Source organism: Streptomyces sp. SID3343 (genome assembly GCF_009865215.1).
Lineage (GTDB): Bacteria > Actinomycetota > Actinomycetes > Streptomycetales > Streptomycetaceae > Embleya.
Genome location: NZ_WWJX01000846.1, coordinates 1 through 910, shown reverse-complemented (window position 1 = coordinate 910; position 910 = coordinate 1). Strand labels below are relative to the sequence as shown.

The 910-nt window shown below is 76.3% G+C and carries 1 pseudogene; it reads right to left on the bottom strand.

The window, feature by feature from the left end:
- Positions 1 to 90: 90 nt before the first annotated feature.
- Positions 91 to 910 (bottom strand): annotated as a pseudogene (locus tag GT354_RS26365) (hypothetical protein); the annotation flags it as partial.

Genomic DNA, 910 nt, shown 5'->3' with positions numbered 1-910 from the left:
ACGACCGCAGGCACGGCGGCTCCCGGGCCGGGTGCCTGGCCGGGGTGTCGTGCCCGACGCGCCGTCCCCGGGTGTCGGGATGCGCCCGGGTCAGGGCGCCGGGTGTGTCGTGGTGGGTACGACGGTCGGCCGGTCCAGGGTGAAGAACGTGTCGTCGCGGTGGTCGAGGAGCCGGGTCAGCGCGAGGAGTGTCCCTGCCGAGCCGCTCGCCAGGTCGGCGCTGAAGCGGGCACGACCCTCGCCGAGGAAGCGGACCCCGGTGGGGTGCGCGACGGCGTGGCAGTACAACGTGCGGGCCGCGCACAGGGCTTGGCGCCCGCTCTCGGCGCTGCCGGTGAGCGCGGCGTGCTCGGCGAGCGCCAGCACGTGGCCGGCGCGTCCGGCGTACAGGCCGGCGTCGGCGGTGAGCGCGGTGGCGATGCCGGAGACGGCGTCGGTCACCGAACGGGCGAGTTCCTCGTCGGCGTCGGCCGGGTAGCGCGCGGCCACGGTCGCGAAGCCCGCGATGCCTCGGGCGAGCTGTACGCAGGCGGGGCGGGCCTCGACAAAGTCGCGGTCGCCGATCCCGCGACGGGCGTTGCGGGCCGCGAAAGCCGGTTCCGTGCGCAGCAGTTCCAGGCCGCGACCGAGCGCGTGGTCGTCCAGGCCCAGGCGGTGCAGATAGTGGTCGAGCAGGGCGATGCCCGCCCGGCCGTACAGCAGCCCGGTGGCGTCGGTGTCCCCGAGCAGGCCAGCGCCGTCGGGGATGGACGCGCGCAACCGCAGGGCCTCGTCGAGGTGCCGGTCGTCGTGGTCGTGGCCGTACAGCGCGAGGTGGGCGAGCGCGACGCCGGCGGTGCCCTCGGCGAGGCACGCGCTGCGGCCGAGCAGCGGGTGCGCGGTCGCGGCCGTCAGCAACAGGTTCGCCTCG